The sequence below is a fragment of the uncultured Lutibacter sp. genome, assembly GCF_947495725.1.
Taxonomy (GTDB): Bacteria; Bacteroidota; Bacteroidia; order Flavobacteriales; family Flavobacteriaceae; genus Lutibacter.
Window position 1 is genome coordinate 20,625 of the sequence record NZ_CANLZZ010000003.1, and the last position, 22,709, is coordinate 43,333.

General features: G+C 29.0%; 18 protein-coding genes and 1 tRNA gene. 11 read left to right on the forward strand and 8 right to left on the reverse strand.

Annotation, left to right across the window (positions count from 1 at the left end):
- The first annotated feature begins 4 nt into the window (after positions 1–4).
- The 6 genes from Q0776_RS07065 (at position 5) to Q0776_RS07090 (ending at position 11,390) form a co-directional block, all read left to right on the forward strand.
- Complete coding sequence (locus Q0776_RS07065; protein WP_298366443.1) at positions 5–2,962, forward strand: NERD domain-containing protein; 2,958 nt, start codon at positions 5–7, stop codon at positions 2,960–2,962.
- Positions 2,952–4,523 carry a S1 RNA-binding domain-containing protein gene (locus Q0776_RS07070; RefSeq protein WP_298366446.1) on the forward strand — a complete coding sequence of 524 codons (1,572 nt, stop codon included), beginning with the start codon at positions 2,952–2,954 and terminating at the stop codon, positions 4,521–4,523. The genes Q0776_RS07065 and Q0776_RS07070 overlap by 11 nt, the downstream gene beginning before the upstream one ends.
- On the forward strand, positions 4,520–7,021 hold the full coding sequence (gene pglZ / locus Q0776_RS07075) for a BREX-1 system phosphatase PglZ type A (protein ID WP_298366448.1): 2,502 nt from the start codon (positions 4,520–4,522) through the stop codon (positions 7,019–7,021). Before Q0776_RS07070 ends, pglZ begins: the two co-directional genes overlap by 4 nt.
- A 3-nt stretch (positions 7,022–7,024) precedes the next feature.
- Entirely contained in the window at positions 7,025–9,037 is a 2,013-nt protein-coding gene (gene brxL, locus Q0776_RS07080; protein WP_298366450.1) for a BREX system Lon protease-like protein BrxL, read from the forward strand.
- 26 nt (positions 9,038–9,063) lie between these two features.
- Positions 9,064–9,333 carry a hypothetical protein gene (locus tag Q0776_RS07085; protein WP_298366452.1) on the forward strand — a complete coding sequence of 90 codons (270 nt, stop codon included), beginning with the start codon at positions 9,064–9,066 and terminating at the stop codon, positions 9,331–9,333.
- A 515-nt stretch (positions 9,334–9,848) separates the two neighbouring features.
- Positions 9,849–11,390: a Fic family protein gene (locus Q0776_RS07090; RefSeq protein ID WP_298366454.1), complete on the forward strand. Its 1,542-nt coding sequence runs from the start codon at positions 9,849–9,851 to the stop codon at positions 11,388–11,390.
- Between the two features lie 164 nt (positions 11,391–11,554).
- Here Q0776_RS07090 and Q0776_RS07095 read toward each other — a convergent pair whose 3' ends face one another.
- From Q0776_RS07095 to Q0776_RS07105, 3 genes are all read right to left on the reverse strand, one after another.
- Positions 11,555–12,313, reverse strand: a complete 759-nt coding sequence (locus tag Q0776_RS07095; RefSeq protein ID WP_298366456.1) for a hypothetical protein — start codon at positions 12,311–12,313, stop codon at positions 11,555–11,557.
- A 1-nt stretch (position 12,314) separates the two neighbouring features.
- Positions 12,315–13,733, reverse strand: coding sequence for a site-specific integrase (locus Q0776_RS07100; RefSeq protein WP_298366458.1), 1,419 nt, complete (start codon positions 13,731–13,733; stop codon positions 12,315–12,317).
- 53 nt (positions 13,734–13,786) lie between these two features.
- A tRNA-Met gene (locus tag Q0776_RS07105) sits at positions 13,787–13,860 on the reverse strand.
- A 128-nt stretch (positions 13,861–13,988) separates the two neighbouring features.
- On the opposite strand from Q0776_RS07105, the gene Q0776_RS07110 reads away from it, so the two are divergent.
- Both Q0776_RS07110 and Q0776_RS07115 read left to right on the forward strand, forming a co-directional pair.
- The gene (locus tag Q0776_RS07110; protein WP_298366460.1) at positions 13,989–14,372 is read left to right on the forward strand and encodes an START-like domain-containing protein; all 384 of its coding nucleotides are present in this window, start codon (positions 13,989–13,991) and stop codon (positions 14,370–14,372) included.
- A gap of 77 nt (positions 14,373–14,449) precedes the next feature.
- Entirely contained in the window at positions 14,450–15,268 is an 819-nt protein-coding gene (locus tag Q0776_RS07115) for an aminotransferase class IV (RefSeq protein WP_298366462.1), read from the forward strand.
- Here the strand turns inward: Q0776_RS07115 and Q0776_RS07120 are convergent.
- The 5 genes from Q0776_RS07120 to Q0776_RS07140 all read right to left on the reverse strand — a co-directional run bounded on the left by Q0776_RS07120 (position 15,260) and on the right by Q0776_RS07140 (position 19,753).
- Entirely contained in the window at positions 15,260–15,817 is a 558-nt protein-coding gene (locus Q0776_RS07120; RefSeq protein WP_298366464.1) for a YqgE/AlgH family protein, read from the reverse strand. The genes Q0776_RS07115 and Q0776_RS07120 overlap by 9 nt on opposite strands.
- A 101-nt stretch (positions 15,818–15,918) precedes the next feature.
- Complete coding sequence (locus Q0776_RS07125; RefSeq protein WP_298366466.1) at positions 15,919–16,191, reverse strand: HU family DNA-binding protein; 273 nt, start codon at positions 16,189–16,191, stop codon at positions 15,919–15,921.
- A gap of 189 nt (positions 16,192–16,380) precedes the next feature.
- Entirely contained in the window at positions 16,381–17,325 is a 945-nt protein-coding gene (gene fmt, locus Q0776_RS07130; protein ID WP_298366468.1) for a methionyl-tRNA formyltransferase, read from the reverse strand.
- A complete protein-coding gene (locus Q0776_RS07135) occupies positions 17,325–19,220 on the reverse strand; it encodes an ATP-dependent DNA helicase RecQ (RefSeq protein WP_298366471.1) in 1,896 nt (631 codons plus the stop codon). Before Q0776_RS07135 ends, fmt begins: the two co-directional genes overlap by 1 nt.
- Positions 19,217–19,753, reverse strand: coding sequence for an ATP-binding protein (locus tag Q0776_RS07140; RefSeq protein ID WP_298366473.1), 537 nt, complete (start codon positions 19,751–19,753; stop codon positions 19,217–19,219). The genes Q0776_RS07135 and Q0776_RS07140 overlap by 4 nt, the downstream gene beginning before the upstream one ends.
- Positions 19,754–19,870: 117 nt before the next feature.
- Here Q0776_RS07140 and Q0776_RS07145 point away from each other — a divergent pair, with 117 nt between their 5' ends.
- From Q0776_RS07145 to Q0776_RS07155, 3 genes are all read left to right on the forward strand, one after another.
- On the forward strand, positions 19,871–20,152 hold the full coding sequence (locus Q0776_RS07145) for a DUF493 family protein (protein WP_298366475.1): 282 nt from the start codon (positions 19,871–19,873) through the stop codon (positions 20,150–20,152).
- Between the two features lie 91 nt (positions 20,153–20,243).
- Complete coding sequence (locus Q0776_RS07150) at positions 20,244–21,860, forward strand: peptidylprolyl isomerase (protein ID WP_298366477.1); 1,617 nt, start codon at positions 20,244–20,246, stop codon at positions 21,858–21,860.
- The gene (locus tag Q0776_RS07155; RefSeq protein WP_298366479.1) at positions 21,857–22,708 is read left to right on the forward strand and encodes a peptidyl-prolyl cis-trans isomerase; all 852 of its coding nucleotides are present in this window, start codon (positions 21,857–21,859) and stop codon (positions 22,706–22,708) included. Before Q0776_RS07150 ends, Q0776_RS07155 begins: the two co-directional genes overlap by 4 nt.
- Position 22,709: the final 1 nt, after the last annotated feature.

Here is a 22,709-nt window from a genome sequence, read left to right on the forward strand (position 1 = left end):
TGCTATGCCACTTGAAATTAGACACAATAGAGCTGAACACGCTCACGAAAACTTTCAATTTAGACGAATTGTCAAAACATTAAAATTGGTGTTTGAGGAAAAAGGATGGGATGGCTTATTAATAGGCAACCCCGAATCTGAAGTCTTTCCAAGATTTAGAGCCGATGCTATATTGTTATATAATTATGGGTTATTGGTAATAGATTTAAAAAATTATGAAGGTGAAATAGTATTACCTATTGATGATACAGATTTTAAAAGGAATACTTGGTATATTGATACGAAATCTGATAAAGCAAGAATAGAAATTAAAGGGGGAGCTAGATTCGCCAATCCTTTTAAGCAACTGGTCTCTTATAGAGATGTAATGTACGAAGTAATTAGAGCGAATCCAATATTAAAAGCTAACCTCAACCCTAGCAGAACGTGTGCAATAAATCTATTTTCAGGTCCAATTAAATTGAACAGAAAAGTACCTGGAGCACTACCTTACTATAAAATAGTTCAGGAGAGTGACCTTTTCAAATTTTTATATGATTTTAATAGTAAAAATGAATATTCAGAAGAAACCGCTAATAGTTTAAAAACAATTTTTCCAACTGAAGAATGGGACGAATGTTTACCTTTTGAATTTAAAGATGAGGTTTATAAAGGACGAATTATTGAAATTGATAATAATGTAAAAGGTGAAATTACTTCATTTCTAAAGAGTGAAGAATCTGGAATTTTAGTATTAGAATCTATGGAATCTTTAAAAAGAGATGAATGGGCGCATTACATTCTGTCAGAAGGAATAAGTTATAATATCCCTCAAATTGAACCTTGGACTCATTCTACTAGAATTCAAAGAAAAATTAAAGTTCGTAGCGGGATTAATCCAGCTAGTTTATTTAATACAATATATGGGGGGAAATCTAGATTAGAAGATGGGAAAATTGTTGATGCTTTAATTGAGCCAGAAGATGAAAATGAGGATTTAAAAGATATCATACCATTGAGGTCTGATGAAATATTGGATGAAAGAGCTGTAGTAATTCTACAAGATGCCCACTTAATTTCAAGAAGTTTACATCAATCTGAATTATTAAGATTTGGTACTGGGAGATTGCTTGAAGATTTAATGACATTTCTTTCATTAGAAAATACAAATAGGAAATTAATATGCATTGGAGATCCGTATTCATTGTCTTATGGAAAAGAATCGGAGTCAGCAATTTCAATTGAAACTTTAAAGGAACTTTTTAATGGTAAAATTCAACATTATAGAGATGAACCAGCTTTTAAAGATGGAAATGAAATAAATAAACTAAGGTCAAATTTAGCATCTTCCATTAATTCAGAATTATTTAATAGTCTCAAATATAATTGGAATGAGAATGATTTATTTAAACCTGAACATACAGAAGTATTAGCATTATTAAAAACATGGTTTTCAGAACCTTTAGGTTCTCAACCTACTAATGCTGTTTTATTATTTTCTAATGAACTCGCTAAGAAATCCAACCTTTGGATAAAAAATAATTGCCTTAAAAACTCTTCGAATTTGGCGAAAGATGATTTATTATTATTAAATAATAATGTAAGCATCCCTGATGAAACTGGGTTTGGAAATCCATCAAGACTTTATAATGGCATGTATTTAAGGGTTCTTTCTCTTCTTGATGAAAAAACAGAATCAGTTATCATAAAAAAATCTAAGCCACCTATTAATTTACGCTATGTAAAGTTAAAAGTACTTTGTTTAAGCTTAGAAAATAAACAAGAAGCCGAAATTTGGTTAAATAAAACTTATTTTGAAGGGAATGGAAGTTTTACAAAAGAAGAGCAAATAGCATCTAAGATTTTAATTTCCTTGAAGTTAAAGAATCATAAAGAAAAATTTCCTTTTAGTGAGTCTTTCGAATATCGAGAATTCAAACAAGATAATTTTCATGTCAGCCTGAATAAAAAAATTAAAGAGCTTGAACTTGAGTTGAAATCTGGTGGTAGAGTGAAAACTTTGTTAACTGAAGCTAAGTCTAATTTGAAAAGATTGGAAAGGAAGTATCAGAAAAGATATAACCATATGATGCTAATTCAAGTATCATCAAATGACCCAATTTTAAATGCTGTAAATGCTAGTTATGGTTGGTGTATAACGGTGCATAAATCTATAGGAACACAATTCAACAATATAATTATTAATGCTACTCAAAGTGAAAATGGAGGGGTTAATAATGCAAATTATTTTCGTTGGTTGTATTCTGGAATAACTACCTCAAAATCTAAGGTTTATTTGGCAAACCCAATAGAATTTAATCCATTTATGAATTGCCAATTTGAAGATTCAGTAGATGATGGTTGGGAAGAAAAAAGCAAGAAGAAAAAAGGATATGATTTTCCTAACTTTTCTATTCCTAAAAAATATGATATCAAACTGAATAGTGATTTAAATGGAAATTCTAAAGTAGCAATTTATTTGTTTTCAAAATCCATTGATAAGGATGGTATTTTGTTTAAGAGAACTAGAAAGCAAGGAGATTATTTGTGCAAAGCTTTTTTTTCAACACCGAATAATTTAGGTGAAATCACGATGGCCTTTAATAACAATAAGGAAGGCCTCGTAACTTCTATAAGAGCTGAGATGAATGGAGGCCCTTATGAGAGGTTCATTTCAAAAGCAATTGAATTTATTGAAGAACATATACCTAAAGAAGAAATTGAATCAGAAGCAATACCTACTGATTTCAGAAAGCCAGTATATGCTGAATTAATGGACGTTTGCTCAAAGAAAGGATGTGAATTCAAATTATTAGAAAGCAAACCTTATCAAGATATTTTACAATTTGAAAAAGGAAAAGAAAAAATTCGTTTTAGAATGTATTATAATGGAAAAGGAATGTTTTCTTCAATAACTGTTTTAGAGAAAACTAATTCAAATATTAGTATTGAACTTCATGAATTGCTATTAAATGATGAGTAAGAGAGAATTACAAATACAAGCCGAAAATTTACTGAACAACAATTCCCAAGAGGAAGCTTTAGTAATATGCAGAAAACTATGGGATGACTTTCCTCAAAACGAAACTGACTCTTTTAATTTGTACGATGCTCGTCTTACCTTAAAAGCAGTTAAAAACAATTATAAAGCAGATTTTAATTTTGTGTATGAGGTTTCAAAAATGTTTTCAAGCGACTTCCAAATCAAAAACTCCTTTAGTTGGTTCGTTTTTCATAAATACATCAAAGGATGTTCTAATAATGACATAATTCAATATGAAAATGTAATTTTTAAATTAATAGAAATAGCCTCTCAAAAAAATTTAAGAACTGATGACTCGTTTCCATGTCCAGTTACAATTGCTGTATTAAATTTAGTAAAAGCTTATTCAAAAGGTTTATTTAATGCCTCTAAAATATTAGAATGGTTGGGAAAATTGAATCCAGAATTTTTGTCTAAAAAAGAGAATATTATTCCAAATACAGAAAGAGGAGATATAAACGATGCCTCAGATTTAGAAAAATATTACTCTTGGATAACTAAGGCTTTAATAAAGCAAGAACGTTATATAGAATGCGAGGAGAAATGTAAAAAGGCGCTAGAAGAATTGAAAAATTTCCACTATGATAATTCTTTATGGTTGCATATGCGGATAGCAATTTGTGAAGAACACTTGGGAAATATTGATAAAAGTGAGCATATGTTTCAAGATATTCTTAACACCAAAGCTGGAAGCGACAAATGGTTCATATATAAAGAAATCGCACTTTTATATTTTGAAAAAGGAGATTATGATAATGCTTGGTCCTATTCAGTAGATAGTGCTTTTTATGGGAATGAGCCAGAATATATGATTGGCTTATTTTTGTTACAAGCTAGAGTGTTAGTTAAATTAAATAGAGTTAATGAAAGTAAAATTTTAGCGAAATTAATTGGAGCTATTATAAAAGAAAAAGGATGGAATAACAAGCAAGAATACAATAGACTATTAGAATATCATAAAGTAGATATAGCCAATTTGGAAAGTGCAATATCATTATTTAGACAGGCCAGAGAGTTTTGGGTTTCTGAACGTTATAAAGGACTTATTGAGGAAAAAGGGAAAATTGTATTTATTCATCCGAGAGGGAAAATGGGTAAAATAAAAACAGAAAACAATAATACTTATAATTTTCACAAACGAGATTTTCAAAAAAGGCAACGAAATCTGGAAGAATTAAAAGAGGCTGAAGTTTCGTTTATAAAAATGAATTCTTTTGATGGGAAATTAATTGCAGAAAATATCAAAGTATTAAAAATGGTAAAAAGTTCTATTTCAGAAAAATTTAAAGTAGGAACGATTATTACTGGGACTGTTAAAAATATTGCTGATTTTGGAATCTTCGTGAGATTAACTGGACCAAAAACGGGGCTGCTACATAAAAATGGCTTACCTAATCATTTAAAAAGTTCATTTAATGAGGCATTTACATCTGGGCAAAAAATAAAAGTTAAAATTATTAAGGTTACTGATAAAGGACCACAGCTAAAATTACAAGAATGAGTATTATTAATTTAGAGAATTCATTAATAAAAATATTCAATACTTCACGCATTACTTTTTGGTATGATGAAAAGAAAGAATTCGCTGAACAATATGAAGAATTGGATATTAATGGGGTGGATAAAATTCATGTTCAAGGAAATGAGTTCGAAGTAAAATATCGCATCTCCAAACAAGAGCCAAACAATAAGTTCTTGCTCTACTTTACAGATGAGAAACCACTAAATGAAGAAAATTGGTTGTTGGATTTAGAATTGGCACACCACGTTTTTCATACGGACCAAGAAGCAATGTTTATGCAAGAAATTGGAATGGGGTATCATTTCAAAGAATTGGTTACTGAACATATTGAATTCTTTAAATCTAAAGAACGAAGAACTAAATTAAAAGAGCTGTTGGGAGAAGGTGACCAGCACGAAGATATTAGAGGTAAAATGTTAGCTGTGTTGTTCAACACGGACTATGTGAATTTAAGCACTTTTATTCAAGCGCATAGCTCAGAATTTATTGATGGGAATGATAAGTTTGATAAAAACTTGGACCGATATAATCTTACTAACTATTATTGGGGGAAAATTAAACACCAATTTAATTATCTCAATGAAGCTCCATCCATATATGATTTTCTTTTAGAAGTATTTAGCACCAATTTTGTATTGGATTCTAAAAGCAAGTTAAATAAAGAATCAAGAATATTGCTGTTGCAATGGAAGGACACCATCCAATTTAGAGATAGCTTTGACCAAGTTTCTGAGAAAATTGCATTGGATTTGGATGTTAAATCCAAATTGAATGAAACGACTATAGAAACTATTATTGATGATGATTTATTTAGGTTAGCAGATTTCAAAGTAATCCATGAATTAGTTAATCAATTAGCTGAAGGAAATATTACAACTGAAAAAGTTTTAAAGTTCATAAAACAGCGGGAAAATAAGTTTTGGAACAATGAATTTCAACCTTTCTATAGCTGTATCACTTTTGGAGCTCAATTCATTGATAAAGCAAAAGAAACCTCATCTACTAAATATAAATCATTTGATGAAGGTATAAAAAGCTATTCAGAGAATTTGTATGAAGTAGACTTTATTTACAGAAAATTCATTTGGAATTACAGACAAACAAAACAAAATAGAATATTAGCAAATTTAGTTGAAACAGTAGAAAAAATATATTCCAACGATTGGTTGTTGAACAACAATAATAACTGGCAAAAAGTAATTGACAATGTTGAGGTATGGCCAGTTAATAAAGGCAACAGCCAGAGAGCATTCTTTAAGAAACACGTTGTGCCATTCATTGAAAAGAAGCAACGATTGTTTGTCATTATTTCCGATGCATTGAGATATGAGTGTGGAGCTGAATTGAGTGCGAGACTTCAAGCTGAAAACAGATATGAATCATCTTTAGAATCAATGGTAGCATCACTTCCTTCCTATACACAATTAGGAATGGCTTCGCTATTGCCTCACAAAGAAATTACGTTTAAAGAAGGTTCAGATTCCGTTGAGGTGGATGGAATGTCTAGTTCTGGTACACAAGGAAGAGCAAAGATATTAGCCACCAATTCAGGAGTAAGAGCCACTGCAATAAAAGCTAAAGACTTTATGAATTTTAATTCTGCAACTCAAGGAAGAGAATTTGTAAAAAAACATGACCTCATCTATATTTATCACAACAGAATTGATAACACGGGGGATACGCTAGAAACTGAAGAAAAAGCTTTTGATGCTGTTGAAGATGAAATGGATTTCTTGATGGATATGCTAAAGAAAATAGCCAATATGAATGGAAATAACATGATAATTACATCAGACCACGGTTTTATTTATCAGAACAATCAATTGGATGAAAGTGATTTTATTGAATCCAATCATAATGGTACCATCTGGAAAAAGAATAGAAGATTTGTAATAGGAGAAGATTTAAAAGGAGATAATAGTACAACAGCATTTACAGGAAGTCAATTAGGTTTAAAATCGGATGCTGATGTTTTGATTTCTAAATCTATTAACAGACTTCGAGTTAGCGCCTCTGGTTCAAGATTTGTTCATGGGGGAGCATCGTTGCAAGAAATTGTGATTCCTGTCATAAAAGTTACTAAAAAGCGTCAGGACACAACGTCTCAAGTTGATATTGATATTATTAAATCTACGGATAGAATTACCACGAATATTTTACCAGTATCCTTTATTCAATCTGACTTGGTAACAGAGAAAGTACTTGCAAGAATAATTCGTGCTGGTATTTATGCCGAAGATGGAGAATTACTAAGTGACCAATTCAAATACAACTTTGATATTGAACAAGGAAGTGAACGCCAACGAGAAGTGAAACATAGGTTTCAATTAATGGCAAAAGCAAGTGGTAAATATAAGAACCAACGGGTACAACTTATTTTGGAAGAACCAGTTGAAGGAACTACCAAATGGAAGCAATACAAAGAATACTATTATACATTAAACATATCATTTACTAACGATTTTGATGATTTCTAGGCTATGGAACAATTAGATATAAAATTGAATGAACATTTTGGAGGAAAAGTAGTTCGTAAAGATTTAACCAAATTGGTGAAAGGAAATGCCATTGTACCAACCTATGTATTGGAATATTTATTAGGACAATATTGTGCAACGGACGATGAGGAAACCATTATTGGAGGGGTAGAAACAGTTAAGAGTATTATTGCTAAACATTTTGTACATAGAGATGAAGCTCAGCTCATAAAAGCAACGGTTCGTGATAAGGGTTCTCATCGTATTATTGATAAGGTATCCGTAAGCTTGAACGATAAAAAGGACCAGTATGAAGCATCTTTTGCAAACCTAGGTCTGAATAGAATCCCAATTGCGGATTCAGTAGTTAAAGAACATCAGAAGCTGCTTTCTAGCGGTGTATGGTGTATTTTAACGCTGGCATATTTCCATACTGACGAAAGAGATTCAACACCTTGGATAATTGAAAATATAAAGCCTATTCAAGTTTCCAATGCTGATGTGGATGAGTATAAAGAAGCACGAAAAGCATTTACAAAGGAAGAATGGATTGACGTGTTACTGCAAACTATTGGTTTAAACCCTGAAGAATTTACTTTCAGGTCTAAGTTGATTCAGCTTACTAGACTAGTGCCATTTGTTGAAAATAATTACAATCTTATTGAGCTCGGACCAAAAGGTACTGGGAAGTCACATATATTTTCAGAGTTATCACCTCACGGGATGTTGATTTCGGGTGGAGAAGTTTCTAAAGCAAAACTCTTTGTAAATAACAGCACTGGTGATATCGGTCTTGTTGGTTATTGGGATGTTGTAGCTTATGATGAATTTGCTGGTAAAACCAAGAGAGTTGACAGAGGGTTGGTTGATATTATGAAAAACTATATGGCCAACAAATCATTCTCCAGAGGAACACAAGTGTACGGAGCATCCGCTTCTATGGTGTTTGTTGGAAATACAGACCACACCGTTCCTTATATGATTAAGCATAGTGATTTGTTTGATGCGCTACCAAAAGATTATTATGACACGGCCTTTTTAGACAGATTACATGCCTATATACCAGGGTGGGAAGTCCAAAAGTTAAGAAATGAAATGTTCACTTCAAACTATGGATTCATAGTAGATTATTTGGCTGAAATTCTAAAGGATTTAAGAAAAGAAGATAGAACTCACGAATATTCTAAGTTTTTTGAGCTTTCAAATTCCATTACCACCAGAGATAAGACATCCATAGCAAAGACCTATGCTGGTTTGGTAAAAGTAATCTATCCTCATAATGAGATAATAGAAAAAGATGCCAAAGAGCTGTTAGATTTTGCTATAGAAAACAGAAAAAGAGTAAAGCTACAACTTCAAAAAATGGATGAAACCTTTGAAGAAGTAGATTTTAGCTATACTGTTAAAAGTTCTGGTGAAATTATCAATGTTGACACCTTAGAAGTTATTCAATATGGTCCTAAAAAAAGCCCAGGTGTTGAAATTAAATCCGAACCGCATCAAGAAACTAACTCAACTTTTACTGAAGAGAGTCAAATTGAGCTCCAAGGTGGGCAAAAAATTATTAGAGACAACCAAATGGGAATATCATATGATTTGTTATTCGGAGCATATTTGTTGGGAGCTACGGACATAAAAGTGACTGACCCATATGTTAGGTTACCCTATCAGTTAAGAAATTTTATGGAGTTTGCAAAATTAATATCAGAGAAGAAAGACCCTGATGTTGAAGTGAAACTTCATTTAGTAACAGCAAACAATGAAGATTATATTGAAAATGCAAAAGAAGCGTTTGAACAAATGTCTTATTCGTTAGAATCCCTTGGTATCATTTTCACATATGAGTTCGATGATTACATTCATGACCGTTCTATTGTGATGGATAATGGTTGGAAGCTGGTTCTTGGTAGAGGTCTCGATATTTGGCAAAAGACAGGAGGTTGGTATGATATAAATGAATATGTTCAGGAGCAACGGTTATATAAAGCACATGAAATAACATTTGTGAAAAATTAAAATTGAGATAAAAGGAAAATTATAATATGATTAAAAATGATCGAAAGTACTTAGAATGGATTAGAAAAGATGGAGTTGGTTCAAATGACCGAATAGCTTCTTCAACAAAATCATATATTTCATATTTAAATACAGTCTCCAAATTAATTGGAGAGGATATTTCTGAAAAAAATTTATTCAATGAAAATTGCGTTGAAATTATTTCGGAAAGGTTAAAAGGATTGAGAAGTGATAAATCTATTTCCAATTATAAATCCGCATTAAGACAATATGTGAGAATGATTAAAAATAATTAGTATTTCCATTCTTAACTGTCTTATTGAATAGAAATTACAGAAACCTAAAAAAAGAAAAGTCATAACTTTAGGATGTTAGTCTCTTTACGAAGTGTTTTTTTCTTTCTTAAATTTTGCATTTTTTTAAGTTAAATAAAATCCAATTGCAATTGCATTTTTAAATTGCAACTACAATTATTGCAATTTAAATATTATAAATAAAATACATCATAGAAATCATCATCTATCAGATTAAAAACACTTGATATGTTTTTTAGTTTGGGAACCAATTTTAAACCAATATATTCAAATCAATATTAAAAATTACCTAAAAAACCAATTTTAAACCTGTTTTGCCATTGATGAAATACCTTTTTTCCAAAAAAAGGTAAAATTAAACCTGTTTTTCCAAAACCATACCCGTTTTTACACTATATTTGAGTAAGTGTTTTTCACCTAAAGTAGTTTTTAGTAAGTAATATTCACCATTTGCAGGTGTTTTTCACAATAAAAATAACTATTTTTCACTTAAACTAATGAATAATAAACGTTTTTCACTAAAAATAACTGTTTTTCACGGCAGATCTACTCCAGAGGAAGGTGTTTTGGCTGGTTATGGAGCAATTATAGAAGCTTATAAGCTACAAGTTCCAATGCCCAATCAATTGACTTTAATTAGTTTAAAAAAACGAAAATATAATACAACTAATTGGAAGGTATTTACCTCTAGACATCAACCAGAAGATAATTTATACAAGCAACTTATATTTGCTTTAAAGTATGAAGGCGTAAATTTATTGTTATTTAAAAAGTTATTTTCAATTGTATCTCAACAGGAAATAGAAGAGATTATTCAATCGGAAATGTTTGGACAATACAGTCGTAGAATTTGGTTTTTGTATGAATGGCTTATGCAAATAAAATTGCAAATACCAGATTTAGATAGAGGAAATACGGTACCGTTATTAGATAAAAAAATTCAGTATGCTGTAAAAGGTACTCGATCAACAAGACATCGAATTTTAAATAATCTTCCCGGAACCGTAGATTTTTGTCCGCTTGTATTTAAAACCGAAAAATTAGAAAGCTATATAGCTGCAAACTTATCAAACAAAAAAGATGTTTTTTTAAATAGTGTTCATAAAGATATATTGCAAAGAGCATCTTCTTTTTTACTATTAAAAGATTCAAAAGCATCATTTACCATAGAAGGTGAAAGTCCAGGTAATAATAGAGCTACACGTTGGGGAAAAGCAATTGGGCAAGCTGGGCAAAAACCTTTAAGTGTTGCTGAATTAATACGATTGCAACAAATAGTAATTGAAAACACAAGGTTTACAAATATGGGCTTACGAACCGAAGGAGGTTTTGTAGGTGAATACGATAGAGGAACAGGGGAGCCGTTACCAGAGCATATTTCAGCTAAACAACAAGATGTTGGGAAATTATTAAATGGTTTAATAGCAACAAATAGTATAATACAAGAAGAAACATACGATGCTGTTTTAGCAGCTGCAAGTATTGCATTTGGGTTTGTGTTTATACATCCGTTTTCAGATGGAAATGGACGTATACATCGCTATTTAATTCATCATTTATTAGCAACAAAAGAATTTACAAAGCAAGGGGTTATATTTCCTGTTTCGGCTTCAATTTTAGATCATATAAATGATTATAGAAAAGTACTAGAAACCTATTCACATTCTTTATTAGATTTTATTAAGTGGAGAGAAACAGCAGATCATAATGTTGAGGTTACTAATGAAACCATTGATTTTTATCGTTATTTTGATGCTACCAAACAAGCGGAGTTTTTATACGACTGTGTAAATGATACTCTAGATAGAGTGATACCCGAGGAAGTTGGTTATCTTCAAAAATATGATGTGTTTAAACGATATTTAGATAACAATTATGAAATGCCAGATAAACTGGTTGCTTTATTGGTTCGCTTTTTAGAACAAAACAAAGGGGTTTTATCAAAACGTGCATTAGAAAAAGAATTTTCTGAATTAACCGATAAAGAAATACAAGACATACAAACTAATTATTCTAACATTTTTATGGAAATGCTGTGATCCATAAGTGTTGGCTTTACAATAATAAAAGTAGAATTATCATATCTAAAATCTAATTGCAATTAGAAAATACAAACTTAAACACACTAAAACCCTAATAAAACAAGGGTTTTTAACTTTAAAAAAAATACAATTGCAATTGCATTTTTTAATTGCAACTGCAATTATTGCAAATTAAATACTTTTTTAAGTATCATCAATTCAACTTTTTTATCATCCAACTTTGGACGTTGTTTTTTCTTTTTAGGCTTAGGTATTTTTGTAATTTGATTGGATTTTTCCTTTACAGTATCTATATCTTCGCTATCTCTTTTAACTTCTATTTCAACTTCTTCTTGAGCTTCTTCAATTTTAGCGTATCTAGAAATTAAATCTGGGAGGTATTGCAAAACAAACTGACCCACTGTAAAATTAAAATCCTTTTCAAGATCTAAACACAATCCAAAGTAATTACAGATATCTTTTAAATGTGTTACATAAAATTGACATTGCATATGAAATGCTCCTATAATACTAATATGAACATCATCGCCATTATACTTTTTTACATTTTCACTTAACCATTGTGTGATGTCAATAAATAACATTAAATATTCGTAATACTTTTCTATTATTACCAGAAACTCAAACTCTGTTAATTCCTTTGATTTTTCAACTAGTTTGAAAGTATTCTGTTCTAAAAATGTTCTTTTTCCAATTAAATACGAATTTACTTCATATGCATTTTCATTTGTAAATATTCCACTACCCAATTTATTATCCATAAAATAAAACGCATCGTAGAAATCATCATCTATCTGATCTTTCAATTGCTCTTTTACATCTCCAACAATATCACTAGGTACGTAATAAATAACTTTATGAAAAAACACTTCTAAAAGTTCATCTAAAAATAATGTTGTTTTAATGATTTCTGAAGACATATTAAATTGATTTTAAAAGTTCTGAATAATCCTCTGGAAGCTCTGCATCTATATCTCTTAAGTATTTTTCTAATGCTGTCATTGTAGAATGTCCTGTAATCAACATCAATCTACTCTTAGCTTCATTGGGAGATGAAATCTTTCTCAATTCTCTATATAATTTTGTAATATAAGTATGTCTAAAGCTATACAAACCGTAATTTTTATCTAGATTAAAATGATCTTTTACAACTTTTTTAAATCGTTTTGAAAAATAATCTCTCCTATTAACTTCCGATGTTTCCCACTTATCACCAATCTTCTCTGGTGTAAATAATAATGCTTCCGGATCTAAATTTGATATATCAGGAAGGTCTTTTAATAAAATGTCTGGTATAATTTTAGTTTTTAAAAACTTATTTTTTGCTTTAAATGAAATTGTTCGTTCTTGCAATTTAATATCTCCAACTTTTATTCGATTTACCTCAATAGGTCGCATAAAGTTATACGAGATAAATTTAATATACAATAGTAAAATAGGATCCTTTTCTTCTAAATAGTTGAAAATATCAGAATCTAACTGTTTTGAATATGTCTTATGACGTTCCGGAGTAGCCTTTAAAACTGGAATATTTTTAACAAAATTTGATACAATAATTTCATTTTCTTCCAATACCTGCATTAGTGAACTTATCTCAATTCTAACATTATTTCGTGTTCTAGGGGTATTTTTCATTAACACACTGTTTAAGAATTGTACAACCATGCTTTTAGTAAGTTGATCAATATGCTTTACATCTGGGTATTTTGTTGCAACAAACTGTTGCAACAAATTAGATCTGCTTTTGTATGCTTTTAAAGTAGTTTCATTTACTAGTTTCTTTTTAAGGTTGAGTGCAAATTCAAAGGCTTGGGAGATCGTTTTTGAAATTGTTTCCACATTTTCTGTTGTTTTAGCAACGTTTGTTGCCGGAGTTGCAACAGTTGTTGCTGGAGTTGCAACAGTTGTTGCTTGAGTTGCAACGTTTGTTGCTTGGGTTGCAACGTTTGTTGCCTGAGTTGCAACAGTTGTTGCTGGAGTTGCAACAGTTGTTTCCTGGGTTGCACTTTCTTTTTCCTTTTGAAACAGCGCGGTATTATCTTCAAAAGGATTGTATCCTCTTTTTAATAACTCTTGAATTTTATGCTTGTAAACTGCCAGTACAAACATCCGATCTGACTTTGTTTTGTATTTATTTGCATCTCCATAGAAGGGAGTAATTCTTTTTAGCTTCCCAGTTTTAGGATTTCGATAAGAAAAATACACATACCAACGTTTAGATAAATCACCATTGGCATCATAAATTTTGGGGTTCGAATAATTCTTTTTCATGGACAAATCGTATGCAAAATCGTATGCATTTTGATTATCAAAGATAAGGCTTTTGTTAAAATTAGACATAAAAAAAACGGTTTAGAAAGCTAAACCGTTCGTTTTGTTTGATTTAAATTTTGTAGCGTGATGCAGAATTGAACTGCAGACCTCCGGGTTATGAATCCGACGCTCTAACCAACTGAGCTACCACGCCTTTTAACGAGGGTGCAAATATAAATATAAATTACTTGTTTGAGCAAATTTATTTTGCAATTTTTTTTTAATAATTTAAATTTTTTTAAAAAGGATAAATTATATATATTGTGCTTTTAAATAATATATATGTCAGCAAAATTAAAATTTGAAATAGAGTTCCCTATACACGCTTCACCTCATATGTTATATCAATATTTTGGAACCCCTTCGGGGTTATCGGAATGGTTCGCAGATAACGTTAATTCTAGAGGTGAAATATTTACGTTTATTTGGGATGGTTCTGAGGAAAAAGCAAAAGTGCTTCAAGAAAGGCCTGATGAGAAAATTAAGTTTAAATGGTTAGACGGAGAAGATGATAAAAGCTTTTTCGAATTTAGAATTGAGGTGGACGAAATAACCAAAGATGTTTCATTAATTGTAACAGATTTTGCTGAAGAAGATGAAATTGAAGAATCTAAAATGTTTTGGGAAAATCAAATAGATGAATTAAAGCATACAATAGGCGCCTAAGAATATTTTATATAAACTTTTAAAACCCTTTTTTTAAGGGTTTTTTTTGTGAAGTTTAACGAAAGATGATTTAAACTATGATAAATTATAACAGTGAATTAATTAATAATGAAAAAGCTATTTTAAATGCCAATAATAGAGCATTTAAATATGGAGATGCATTATTTGAAACAATAAAAATAAAGCGTTTAAAAGTAGTTTTTTTAGAAGATCATTATTTTAGATTAATGGCCTCAATGAGAATGTTAAGGATGGATATTCCTATGGATTTTACATTGGAATATTTTGAAAGTGAAATTTTAAAAACAGTTAGCTCAAATAATTTAGTAGATTCGAGAGTGCGATTTACAGTTTTTAGAAAGGATGGAGGTTTATACACACCATTAACTAATGAAATTGATTTTATTGTTGAAGTTAGTGAATTAAAAGGAATAAAAAAAGAATCTTATATATTAGATATTTTTAAGGATTATTTTCTTTTTTCTGGATTGCTTTCAACTTTGAAAACTACAAATAAGCTAACTAATGTGTTAGCAAGTATTTTTGCTAAAGAGAACAAACTAGACAATTGTATTTTATTAAACGAAAAAAAATATGTTGTTGAAGCAATTAACGGAAATATTTTTTTGGTAAAAGATAATATAATAAAAACGCCTCCATTATCTGAAGGTTGTGTTAAGGGGATTCTTAGAAAAAAAATTATTGAACTAGTTTCAAAAGACGATAAATATACCTTTGAAGAATCGCCAATTTCACCTTTTGAACTTCAAAAAGCTGATGAAGTTTTTATAACAAATGCTATTGTGGGAATTCAAGCGGTTACAAAATATAGAAAAACTAATTTTAAATCAATTATATCTAATGAGATAGCAGAAAAACTGGAAAATTTAGTTTAAAGTAGGATTTTCAGGGGCGTTTGCCCAAATTTGATATTCACCACCAAACGACATTAATTGGTTTTTCCAAATATCATCACTATTTATATTTAACAAGTTAGGATATTTGTTTTTAGTAATTATCCAAGTAGATTCATTGAGTTCTTCATTTAATTGGTTTACAGACCAACCAGAATAGCCAAGAAAAAATCGGATATCATTAAAATCTATTAAGCCTTCATTTAATAGTTTTGTTAAAATGTTAAAATCTCCTCCCCAATAAAAATCATCTTTAATTTGAATACTATCGGGTATTAATTCGGGAACTTTATGAATAAAATATAAATTTTCCTGCTCAACAGGACCTCCGTTGTACACTACAAAATCACAATCTATTTCAGGAATTAAGTCTTTGAGAACAAATTCAGTAGGTTTATTTAATATAAACCCTATACACCCTTCGTTATTGTGCTCAGTTAAATAAATTACAGATCTATTAAATTCTTTATCGTTTAAAATAGATGGTTCTGCAATCAATAAATTACCTTTTGAGGGAGTTTTTTTTATCATAAACTTAAATTAGTTTAAATAAATATAGTAAAAAATGGTAATAAAAAAAACTCTTCAAATAATGAAGAGTTTAATTTATAATAATAAGTTGTATTAGAATACTAGTTTACAGCATCACTAAATCCAGCTCCGGCTTTAAATTTTACAACATTTTTAGCTGCAATTTGAATAGATTTTCCAGTTTGAGGATTTCTTCCGGTTCTTGCTGCTCTTTTAGAAATAGACCAAGTTCCCCATCCTACTAATGCAACTTTACCACCTTTTTTAAGTGTAGCTGTAACATTATCTGTTAATGATTCCAATGCTGCTTTTGCTGCTGCTTTTGAGATGCCAGCATCAGCTGCCATTGCATCAATTAAATCTGATTTGTTCATAGTTTTAATTTTAAATTAATTGGTTAAACATTTTTTTTACTTATAATAAGCTTAACAAAGTTATATGGAATAAGGGTTTATGCAAGTTTTAACCCTAAAAAGTAGCTTTTTTGTTAATAAAAGATACTAAATGTTAATAACCTAAGGTGTTTTTTAATGAAAAATGCGTTAAGCCCTTTAAAATAAGGGCTAATTCATAGCTGCTAAGGCATCAAATTTAAAACCATTTAATAAATCTTTAGTGTTCATTTTTCGTTTACCTGATAGTTGTAAACTTTCAATAAAAATATATCCGTCAATTGTTGCTACTTTAATTTCATTTTTTGAAGTTACAACTGTTCCTGGTTTTAAAGTATGTTTTTCAATTATTGGTTTACAATCAAATAATTTAACTTTAATTTTATCTTCATTATTAATAAGTGTAGACCAGGCAGCAGGGTATGGGTTTAATCCTCTTATTAAATTATAAATGGATGTTGTTTTTTTATTCCAATTAATTTTACAAGTTTCGGTAAATATTTTTGGAGCGGGTTTTTCTTCAATTTCAGGTTGCTTTATTGTTTTAACATTACCTTTTTCAATTAGCTTTACGGTTTTTACTACAAGGTGACTGCCAATAGTCATTAATTTTTCATATAGTTCTCCAAGAATTTCATGTGTGCCAATTTCAATTTCTTCTTGTAAAATAATATTTCCAGTATCAATTTTTTCATCAATAAAAAAAGTTGAAACTCCTGTTTTTTTCTCGCCATTAATAATAGCCCAATTAATTGGAGCTGCACCTCTATAATTAGGTAGTAGGGAGGCGTGTAAATTAAATGTGCCAAATTTTGGCATTTGCCAAACAATTTTAGGTAGCATTCTAAAGGCAACAACAATTTGTAAATTGGCGTTTAAACTTTTTAACTCAGATAGAAAATCTTCGTTTTTTAAATTTGTAGGTTGTAAAATGTTAAGGTTATGTTTAACCGCATATTGTTTAACAGGTGATTCATTTAATTTTCTCCCTCTTCCTGCCGGTTTATCAGGAGCTGTAATTACTCCCACTATATTAAATTTAGCTTTTATTAGTTCGTCTAAGGTGGCAACAGCAAATTCTGGCGTTCCCATAAAAACAATTCTTAAATCTCTCATTAATTGTTTAGTTTAAATTTATTTTGCGAAGTTATTGCTATTTTATTTTTTTCTAATAGTAATTTAAGAGAAAATAACAATTCTTTATCGTTACAGTTTAACAATCCAGCTAATTCATTTGATGATAAATTTTGTTTATAAAGTAGTTTTAAAATAGTAGTTTCAATATTTTTATTTGATTTAGGTTTTATTGTATTTTTCTTACATACATCACATTTACCACAAGGTGTTGTATAATGTTCATTAAAGTAGGATAATAGCTCTGTGTTTCTGCAAACATCATTGTTTTCAATAAAAGATATTACCGCTTTTAATTTTTCAAATTTGAGTTTCGAATGCTTTTCAATATTTTTAGAAATACTATTTATGGTATAATTGTCTTCTCTTAAAACTAGAAAGGTTAATCTTGAATTGGAATTCTCAGAAGAATAGATTAGAATTTCGTCTTTCATTAAAGCTTTTAATGCTTTTATAAAATCATTTTTAGACACTCCAAGCTTTTTGGCAAGGTTATATTCGTTAATAGTTGTATAATGATCAAAAATACCTCCATAACTTCTTAAAATTAATTTTATAAGATCATTTTTAGAAGGGTGTCTATCTAAATAATTAAATAATTGAGTATTACTTACAATAAATTTTACTGTCGATTTTTTACTAAAGTTATCGTCAAGAACTAAAATATTTTCTCTTTCTAATATTTTTAAAGCATTGAAGGTTTGTAATAAATTAAGTTTGTATTTAGAACAAAATTCTTGAAGCGAAAAATTAAATGATTCTAATGGCAGCTCTCCAATAGGAATATTATAAAACTGATTTAAACTAAAATAAACTGACTTTATAAATTTTAAAGTTGGTGTATTTGTTATAAATCTTGTTTTTGTATTATGTAATTCAGCTTGGTTAGTTAAAATTATTGAATAAGACGGCTTTCCATCTCTACCAGCTCTACCGGCTTCTTGTATATAATTTTCTAAACTATTGGGAATGTTTAAATGAATTACAGCTCTAACATTAGATTTGTCAATCCCCATTCCAAAAGCATTTGTTGCAACCATTACTGGAGTTTCTCCTGAGATCCAAGAATTGTAGGCATTGTTTTTTTCTTGAAATGATAAACCACCATGATAAAATGCACTTTTATAATTATTCTGAATTAAAAATTTGGCAACTTCCTTTGTTTGTTTTCTATTACCAGTGTAAATAATTACAGATTCATTTAACTTACTTAAAAAATAGAGTAATTTTTCGTAATAGTTTTCGGTAAAATAAACTTGATAAATTAAATTTTCTCGTTTAAATGATTTTTTGAATACATTAGCATTTTTTATATCCAAATTTATCTTTATGTCATCAAGTACTTTTTCGGTTGCTGTTGCAGTTAAAGCAATAAATTTAACATTTGGTTGAAGCTCTTTTAATATAATTAACTTTAAATAAGAAGGTCTAAAATCATGTCCCCATTCCGAAATACAATGTGCTTCATCAATAGCAATAAATGAAACGTTTAATTGCTTTATTTTATCTTGAATAAATTTAGATTGTAATTTTTCAGGTGAAAGATATAGAAATTTAAATCCTCCAAATTGCAAGTTATCAAAAGCAATAATAATTTCTTCTTGAGATAATTGAGATGTTAGTGCAATTGCTCTTATATTTTTATTGTTTAAGCTTTCAACTTGGTCTTTTATTAAAGCAATTAAAGGAGAAATAACAATGCAAACACCTTTCAATATTAAAGCAGGTACTTGATAGCATATTGATTTTCCTCCTCCAGTAGGAAGTAGCACAACATTATCTGTTCCATTTAAAACAGAATTAATAATTTCTTCTTGAGAATCTCTAAAGTTGTTAAAACCCCAGTAGGTTTTTAATATATCTTGTGGAGTTTTCAAGAGTTTATATGGTCTAAAATAAAATTTGTTCTAAAAGCAACAGTTCCTATTGGAACTTCAATTATAGGGTAATTAAGTTCTTTGTAGGTGCGTTCTAAATGATTATGAATTGCTAATGCTTGTTCAAAATTTTCATAACGCTCATTGTCTGTTATATAAATTTCTTCCCAAGGCGGCATTAAAAATATATAATCATAACGATATAAGTTACTTTTAAAAATGTAACTTTTAGGATATTTAATGCTTATATAATTCATATAGGCATGAACATCTGGAATTCCTCTATCAAAGAAAACGAAATTTTCATTCTTTTTTTCGGCTTCTAAATATTGATTTATACGTCCTTCTAAAAGTAGTTCGCTAAATAATAACGGTTTCGTTAAAAATAATTGTTCTGTTCCATTTTCTCTTGCATTTAAAGTAATTTCTCTTGAAACTTCTGGCATACATTCAAACCCGTTTTCACAAAGATTGCTAATTACGGTTGATTTTCCGGTGCCAGGTCCTCCAGTTATAACAATTTTTTGCTGCATATAGCAAAAATAGGTTTTTCAGTAATTTATACTAAAAATATTAATGTAATTTTGTCAGCTAAATATTAACATTTTTGGTTTGGTATTATAGTTGTACTTGATTTTAAAAAATAATAAATGGATAATAGAACTCAATTTTATAAAAAATTAAAGAAAAAATTAAAAAAAGATACTTCTTTTCCTACAAAATATCTTTTTAAGTTTATTGTACCTTCAGATGAAGTTAAAATTTCTCAAGTAGAAGATCTCTTTAATTTTGCTGGTGCGGTAATTACAAAAAATACATCTAAAACAGGAAAATACACAAGTGTGTCAATTCATATTATAATGAAAAAGGCCGATGATATTATTTTAAAATATCAGCAAGCCGAAAAAATTGAAGGAATTATTTCTTTGTGATTCCTTTAACAAGTAATGTGAAAAATATGAAATAAATTGCGTTGCTTTTAGTTAATAATAAAATAAGTTGACAAGCGAAAATAGTTGTTTTATGAAGTTTAAATATTTGTACCTTTTTTTCTGTTTAATAACCATAGCAGGTTTTTCTCAAAAAAAACAAAACCAATTATTATTCACCATAGAAAAAGTTCCTACTTATGCTAATGAATTTTTAAAAAGCTTTGAAAAAAATAACTCTCAACTAGTTGATTCATTGAGCAATATAGGAGATTATTTAAATTTATACATTAATTATAAATTAAAAGTAAAACAAGCTTTAGATTTAAAATTAGATACGGTTAAAAAGTATAAAGCTGAATTGAAAGATTATAGAGAACGATTATTAGCACCCTATTTAAGGGATAAAGAGGTAACGGACAATTTGGTTAAGGAAGCATATAAACGGCTTCAAAACGAGGTAAATGCTAGTCATATCTTAATCTTTTTAAAGCCAAATGCAAGCCCAAAAGATACCTTGTTAGCTTTTAATAAATTAATTGAAGCAAGAAACTTAATTTTAAATGGAAAACCTTTTTCTGAGGTAGCCAAGAAGTATTCTGAAGATCCATCTGTCAATAAAAACGGAGGTAATTTAGGATATTTTACAGCCTTTCAAATGGTATATCCTTTTGAAAATGCTGCATTTTTAACTGAGTTAAATAGTGTTTCTAAACCATTTAGGACAAAATTTGGTTATCATATTTTACAAGTTCATGATATTAAAAAAGCGAGAGGTGAAGTAGAAGTGGCGCATGTTATGATTAAAAATAATAATGCAAATGCCAAACAAAAAATAGATTCTATTTTTAATTTGATTAAAAATAAAAATTTCTCGTTTGAAGAAATGGCTAAGAAATTTTCAGATGATAAAGCGAGTGCATCTAACGGTGGTAAACTTAATAAATTTGCGTACGGACAAATGCTTGAAAGTTTTTCTGAAGTGGCTTTTAACTTGGAAAAGTTGAATGAAATTTCAAAGCCATTTGAAACGCAATATGGTTGGCATATTGTAAAATTATTGAATAAGTATCCAATCGAATCTTTTAAAAAAATGGAGCCAAGTTTAATTCAGAAAGTTGAAAAAGATAGTCGTTCTGAGCTTATTGGGAAATCCGTAATTAATAAATTAAATACAACTTATTCTATAAAAGTTGAAAAGCAAGCTTTAGATGAATTTAAGAGTGATAAATGGAAAATAAATTCAGATAATTTCAATAAATTATTATTAACAATTGAATCTAAAAAAATTACTCAAAATGATTTTGTAAATTACTTGAAATCAAGTAAATACAATACGGTTAACGATGCTTTTAATAGTTTTAAAGATCAATGTTTAATTAATTATTATAAAGAAAACATAGAGGCAACAAACCCAGAATTTACAGCAACATTTAAAGATTTTAAAGAAGGATTATTACTTTTCGATTTATTAGAAAAAAAGGTTTGGGATAAATCTAAAGATAGTACAGGACTTTCAAATTATTTTAATTTATTTAAAGAAAAGAAATATAAAGGAAAAGAACTAAACGAAATTAAAGGAATTGTAATAAACGATTATCAGAATTACTTGGAAAATTTATGGATTAAAGAATTACATAAAAATTATAAAGTTGTAATTAATAATTCCACAAAAAAGAAAATATTAAAGAAACACAAAAGTAAAAATTGAAACATTTAATTAGTTATATTATATTAATTGTATTTGCCCTTCAATCGTGCGAGTATTTAACTATAAAAAATGACGATCGAGAACCGGTTGCTCGTGTTTTTGATAAGTACTTATATAAGGATGAGTTAAAGAATATTATTAGTGGTGATATTGCTAAAAACGATAGTATATTGGTTACTAATAATTATATTAATAATTGGATTAAACAGCAATTATTGCTATCAAAAGCACAACTAAATTTAGGTGATAAAACACAAGAATACGAAGACTTAGTTAAAAAATATAGAGAAGATTTATTTATAAATTCATATAAAGAAGCTGTTGTTAAACAATATTTAGATACCTTAATAACATTTGAAGATATTGATGAGTTTTATACAAATAACACTCAAAATTTTAAACTAAATGAAGACTTATTAAAGCTGAAATATATAAAAATAGGACACGGAGTTTTGGATAAAAAAGAATTAAAAAAATTATTTAAATCTACCAAAAAGCAAGATATCGATAGTTTAAAAGCAAAACTTCTTTCTTTAAAATCGTATCATTTAAATGATTCTATTTGGATCAAATATACCGATGTTTTGAATGAAATTCCGCTTCTAAAGTCAGAGGATAAAAATCGAATTCTAAAAAAAGACTATTTTTTTGAAAAAGAAGATTCATTAAGCTTATATTTGGTCGCCGTAAAAGATATCTTAAAAAGAAATAGTTTAGCTCCAAAAAGCTATATTACACCAACTATTAAGCAAATGATTTTACATCAAAGGAAATTATTATTATTACGAAGTATTGAAGAAACAATAATTGATGACGCAAGAAAAAAACAACAAATTGAAACATATTAAA